This is a genomic window from Parasphingorhabdus sp., assembly GCF_049667325.1.
Classification (GTDB): Bacteria; Pseudomonadota; Alphaproteobacteria; order Sphingomonadales; family Sphingomonadaceae; genus Parasphingorhabdus.
Genome location: NZ_JBATHY010000097.1, coordinates 1 through 5,674, shown reverse-complemented (window position 1 = coordinate 5,674; position 5,674 = coordinate 1). Strand labels below are relative to the sequence as shown.

Genomic DNA, 5,674 nt, shown 5'->3' with positions numbered 1-5,674 from the left:
AATTTCGAAGACTGGCTGAAAGGGCAACCCGAGAGCATCAGGGCGATAGTGGCGGCCTATCGCTTCGTCGCCAATCCCGACTCCTATCTGCTGCTGCCACCGATCGGCGGCAAGAGCGATGACAAGTCGATCGCCGGCGATTTTTCGGTGGTTGCCGGTGTGCTCGATCGTGAAAAGCTCGATCCCTGGTCGCTCGCCAAGCTGGGCGGCAAATTACCCGAGGGCAAATATCGCCTGCAGGGGGCCAGCGCCAAGGGTGCGCTGTTCGGCTGGCTGATCCCGCAACATGAATTTGACCGTTATAAGGAACTTCCCAACCGGCAGGGGCCGAGCGTGCTGCTGGTCAACGATGCGATCGGCCAGCGCGATGAAGCCGTGCGTCAGGCAGAAGCAACCGCAATGGTGCGCGATATGGTCAACACACCGGCCGCAGATATGGGACCGGACAAGATCGAGGATATTGTCGACAAGCTGTCCGAAAAGCATGGCGGCGAGTTGAAGGTGACGCGCGGAGATACGCTCGAAGAGCATTTCCCGATGATCCATGGAGTCGGCAAGGCGGCTATGCGAGCCCATGCGCCGCGCCTGCTCGAGTTGAAATGGGGCAAGACCGATCATCCGAAAATCGCGATTATCGGCAAAGGCGTGACCTTTGACAGCGGCGGACTGTCGATGAAATCCGCGGCCGGCATGATGCTGATGAAAAAGGATATGGGGGGCGCTGCCCATGCCATCGCTCTTGCCAGGATGGTGATGGAGGCCAATCTTCCGGTACGCTTGCACCTGTTGGTTCCGGCGGTCGAGAATTCGGTTGATGGCCATGCCCTGCGCCCGGGCGATATATTGCACAGCCGAAAGGGGCTGACCGTCGAAATCACCAATACCGATGCCGAAGGACGGCTGGTACTGGGCGATGCTCTGACTCTAGCCGGCGAAGATGAGCCGGAGCTGATCATTGATTTTGCGACGCTTACCGGAGCGGCGCGGGTCGCATTGGGGCCTGACTTGCCGGTCATGTTCTGTGACAACCGGCAGATGGCGGAAGGGCTTTTGCAAGCTGGCGAAGAAGAAAGCGATCCGCTTTGGCAATTGCCCCTCTGGCCGGCTTATGATGCGATGTTGAACAGTCCGATTGCCGATTGTGTGAACAGTGCTTCCGGCGGTTTCGCGGGCAGCATCACAGCGGCTCTGTTTCTGAAGAAATTTGCACCGGAATCCGTGCCCTGGGCGCATTTCGATACTTTTGCATGGCGCCCGGCGAGCAAGCCGGGGCGACCAAAAGGTGGCGAAGCTCTGGGGCTGCGGGCGAGCTGGCGCTATTTGAATAATCGATACGCCAGCTAGTCATATGCGACACTGCTTGATTAACCGGCCCCAGGTCGGGTAAGGGCGGCGCGATTGTCATTGCTTTGCAACTCGGCGTATAGGCCGCAGGGCACTGGGGTTTTTGGCCGAAAATGGGATTTCTGAACGCATGGATATGAAAGCTGCTGATACGGGCGCGCACGCGAAATTCGTGTTGCACGGTCCGGAAGAGGATTTCGATCCCCGGATCACTGCGCATCGCGGCGACCTCGCGGATGTCGCGCTGGCCGGCAAGTTGTTTGCACCGCATTATGCGGCGCCGATGCCGATGCGCTGTTCCGCGCCAAAGGCGATGATCCGCAAGCAGAGCGGAAAGGATCATGAAGCGATTTCCGAATTGCTGCACGGGGAAGATTTCCATGTTCTGGATATCGCCGGTGACTGGGCATGGGGCTATTGCGGCAATGACGGCTATGTCGGCTATGTTCCGGTCCATGCGCTGCAACATCAGAAAAAGACGCCGCAGCCAACCCATCTCATTTACGCACGCGCAGCGCTTATATTCATCGAACCGGATTTCAAGTCGGGTGTGATGAAGCGGCTGCCGATGGGTGCGCGAATTGCCTGCGGCGAACCCAGCGAATGCGGGTCCTTTTTAAAAAGCGGCAAGGGATTTGTCCATGTCCGCCATGTCCAGCCGATCGGCACGAAGGTTGTTTTTGACGGAACCAACGGCACCGCGGCGCTGGCCGAACAGCTGATTGGCGCTCCCTATCTCTGGGGCGGGCGGAGCGGTGATGGTCTCGATTGTTCGGGCCTGGTCCAGATGATCCTGATGCTGACCGGTGTTGAAGCGCCGCGGGACAGCGACCAGCAGCTGGCGGCACTGGGCGAAGATATCGCGGAAGACGAGGAGTTGCGGCGCGGCGATCTGGTGTTCTTCCCGAACCATGTCGGCTTCATGGTTGACAAGGACCGGATTGTTCACGCCAATTCGCACTGGATGCAAGTGGTCATCGAGCCGCTCAAAGATGTGGTTGCCCGCTTTGCCAAAACATCGGACCAATCGATATTGGCCCGCAAACGGCTGTCCTGAGGCCGGCCATGACGCAGACTGTTTTCATTGACGGCGCCGTGGGTACAACCGGACTGGAGATTGCCGAGCGGCTCTCGGGCCGGAGCGAATTTTCGCTCGTTCAACTGCCGGAAGAACAACGCAAGGACGTCGATGCGCGGCGCGAGGCGATTAACGACAGTGATTTTGTCATTCTGTGCCTGCCGGACGAGGCAGCCGTTGAGGCGGTATCGCTCATCGAGAATAGATCGACCCGGGTCATAGACGCGTCAACCGCGCATCGGGTTGCCGATGGTTGGACCTACGGCTTCGCCGAATTTCGCAAAGGCCAGCGCGATGCTATTGCGACGGCTCGCTTTGTTTCAAATCCTGGCTGCTATCCGACCGGATTTCTGGCGCTGGTTGCGCCGCTGATCGCGGGTGGCCTGCTGCCCGCCGACTGGCCCTATGTGATGAATGCGGTGTCCGGCTATTCGGGAGGAGGCAAGGCGCTGATCGAACGGTTCGCGGCAGAACCCGATCTCGGTTTCCGCAGCTATGGTCTAACCCTTGATCACAAGCACATGCCGGAAATGAAGGTCCATGGCGGCCTGGCCCATGATGTCATTTTTGCGCCGTCGGTAATCCGTGCGTTTCGGGGGATGCTGGTCGATGTGCCGCTCCATCTCGGCGCAATGGGACCGGTGCGGGCGGAACAATTATTAGAAGCGCTAACTGCCTATTACACCGATTCCAGGATTGTTTCGGTTCAGGGCAGGGGGGAGTTGTCGGAGCTGCTGATCAGCGAGAATGACGCCCCGACAGACCGGCTTGAGCTGTTTGTCTGTGGCAACGCTGAGGGCTATCATGTTCGCCTGATTGCCCGGCTCGACAATCTTGGCAAGGGCGCCTCGGGTGCAGCGGTGCAGAATCTCAATATCATGGCCGGTCTCGACGAAACCGCGGGACTGCGGTTCTAGACTCCCGTTTATTTGGTGGTCACTAATGTCTTGCCGGGGCGCAGGCTGGTTCCGGCCCGGCCGCTGCGGAAGGAATTCCACCAACTCAAAGGATTCAACGTAGTGGTCCCGTCCAGCGAGAAAGTGATAAATTCAGCCCGCCCGCCGATATTTTCCCAGGGAATGGTTCCCCCCAGACCGAGTGGACTGGCCACCCGGCTGTCGGCACTGAGATCACGGTTGTCACCGAGCAGGTAGACTTGCCCTTCCGGGATTTCTACCGGGGCGACGTCGTCGGTATATTGGGGTCCGAGATCGATAATGTCATAGCTCACGCCATTGGGTAGCGTTTCGCGAAGGATGGGCAGGCGGCAAACCGGATTGCCAGCGGCATCCGTTCCGCGCGCTCCGGGAAATTCATTTCCACCGCACGGGGTATTGGCGTCGATCGGAACCTGCAGATCGGGTTGAACCTCCTGATTCACACCGACTCCGTTGAGGAACACCTGACCGCCACGCAGTTCAATCGTGTCGCCCGGCAGGCCGACCACCCGCTTGATATAGTCGCTGCTCTGTTCTTTCGGCGTCAGGATCACGACATCGCCGCGTTCCGGCAGGCTCCCGAACAGCCTGCCTTCCAGGCGCGGCAATATATGGAAGGTTGGTGATACCCAGGACCAGCCATAGGCATATTTGCTGACAATCAGCCGGTCACCGACCAGCAGGCCGGGCATCATCGATACCGACGGTATATAAAAGGGCTTGGCGACCAGACTGTGGAACGCGAGAACGGCCAGCAACAGCAAGCTTATGCTCTTGATCTCGCCGATCCAGTCGACCTTTTCCTTGTCGGATTTTCCCTTGGAACCGCCGCCAGCGGCATTTTCTATAGCCATATTTTTATCTTCGGTTTCCTGGTCCATGCGAAGCGCGTTTCCTATAGCGGATGGGCTTCAATGATCACGAATGCCTGTGCCCATGGATGATCGTCGGTGAGTGTGAGATGAACGGTCACCCCATATCCCGCCGGTGTCAGCGCGTCGAGGCGTTTTTTTGCGCCGCCGGTCAGGGCGAGCGTTGGCGCTCCGCTTTTGGCGTTGATCACGCCGATATCCTTCATGAACACGCCAGCCCGAAAACCGGTGCCGACCGCCTTGGAATAAGCCTCCTTGGCGGCGAAGCGCTTGGCATAGGTGCCGGCAATGGTGTGCGGCCGCCGCGCCGCCTTGGCGCGTTCGAGTTCGGTGAAGACGCGCATTTCGAAGCGCTCGCCAAAACGGTCGAGCGAATTCTGGATGCGCTCGATATTGCAGAGGTCGGAGCCCAGACCGATGATCATATTTTTTCCTCCCTGTCGCAGACGGGGAGGGGGACCGCCCGAAGGGTGGTGGAGGGGTGCCCCTCCGTCGCCTTCGGCGCCACCTCCCCGCCGCTACGCTGCAGGGAGGAAAGATTCGCCAATATTCTCACCGCGCGTCATCCATCAGCGCGCGCATCTGGCGGATGCTGCCGTCGAGTCCGCTGAAAATCGCTTCACCGACCAGGAAATGGCCGATGTTCAGCTCCACGAGCTGCGGGATCGCGGCGATCGGGATGACATTGTCGAAAGTGAGGCCATGCCCGGCATGGGATTCGATGCCGTTTTTCGCGGCCAGTGCCGCTGCATCGCTGATCCGGCGCAGCTCGATTTCGCGCTCGGCGCCGGTAAGCTCTGCATAGCGGCCAGTGTGAAATTCGACGACCGGCGCACCGAGGCGGATGGCGGCCTCGATCTGGCGCGGGTCTGGTTCGATAAACAGGCTGACGCGGATTTTTGCCTCTCTCAACTGTCCGACAAAATCGGCGAGCTTGTTGTGCATGCCCGCTGCGTCAAGCCCGCCTTCGGTTGTCCGCTCCTCGCGGTTCTCCGGGACGATGCAGGCAGCATGCGGTTTGTGGCGCAGCGCGATGGCCAGCATCTCGTCGGTTGCCGCCATTTCCAGATTGAGCGGAATGGAGAGCGTGTCCATCAACACCGTCAGATCATCATCGCGGATATGGCGCCGGTCTTCGCGCAAATGGGCGGTAATCCCGTCGGCGCCCGCTTCCGCCGCGAGCAGCGCTGCGCGAACCGGTTCGGGATGATCGCCGCCGCGCGCGTTGCGGATTGTCGCAACATGGTCGATATTGACGCCAAGTCTGAGGGTATTGGAAGCGCTCACGCGGGCGATGGCTCCGCCCGGCTACCGGGTTTGGTCGCCGGAATGGAGGCCAGTTCGGGCGGTAGCTCATCGGCGGTGTAGGACGGCACATCCAGTGAAACCAGCGGGTAGAAGGGAACATCAAACTGGGCCGCGCCGTTGGACCGGTCGACCAG

6 protein-coding genes and 1 pseudogene are annotated in these 5,674 nt (G+C 59.7%); 3 read left to right on the top strand and 4 right to left on the bottom strand.

Annotation, left to right across the window (positions count from 1 at the left end):
- The 3 genes from WBM93_RS05240 to argC all read left to right on the top strand — a co-directional run.
- The coding region (locus WBM93_RS05240) for a leucyl aminopeptidase family protein (RefSeq protein ID WP_424429117.1) at positions 1 to 1,344 on the top strand (1,344 nt) is incomplete at its 5' end.
- Between the two features lie 130 nt (positions 1,345 to 1,474).
- Complete coding sequence (locus WBM93_RS05235; protein WP_424429114.1) at positions 1,475 to 2,401, top strand: NlpC/P60 family protein; 927 nt, start codon at positions 1,475 to 1,477, stop codon at positions 2,399 to 2,401.
- A gap of 8 nt (positions 2,402 to 2,409) precedes the next feature.
- Positions 2,410 to 3,339 carry an N-acetyl-gamma-glutamyl-phosphate reductase gene (gene argC, locus WBM93_RS05230; protein WP_424429111.1) on the top strand — a complete coding sequence of 310 codons (930 nt, stop codon included), beginning with the start codon at positions 2,410 to 2,412 and terminating at the stop codon, positions 3,337 to 3,339.
- 8 nt (positions 3,340 to 3,347) lie between these two features.
- Here argC and lepB read toward each other — a convergent pair whose 3' ends face one another.
- The 4 genes and pseudogenes from lepB to WBM93_RS05210 form a co-directional block, all read right to left on the bottom strand.
- Complete coding sequence (lepB, locus tag WBM93_RS05225; RefSeq protein ID WP_424429108.1) at positions 3,348 to 4,241, bottom strand: signal peptidase I; 894 nt, start codon at positions 4,239 to 4,241, stop codon at positions 3,348 to 3,350.
- Between the two features lie 14 nt (positions 4,242 to 4,255).
- A complete protein-coding gene (acpS, locus tag WBM93_RS05220) occupies positions 4,256 to 4,657 on the bottom strand; it encodes a holo-ACP synthase (protein ID WP_424429106.1) in 402 nt (133 codons plus the stop codon).
- Between the two features lie 127 nt (positions 4,658 to 4,784).
- Positions 4,785 to 5,519, bottom strand: a complete 735-nt coding sequence (locus WBM93_RS05215) for a pyridoxine 5'-phosphate synthase (RefSeq protein WP_424429103.1) — start codon at positions 5,517 to 5,519, stop codon at positions 4,785 to 4,787.
- Positions 5,516 to 5,674 (bottom strand): annotated as a pseudogene (locus tag WBM93_RS05210) (orotate phosphoribosyltransferase); the annotation flags it as partial. The pseudogene WBM93_RS05210 and the gene WBM93_RS05215, both read right to left, overlap by 4 nt.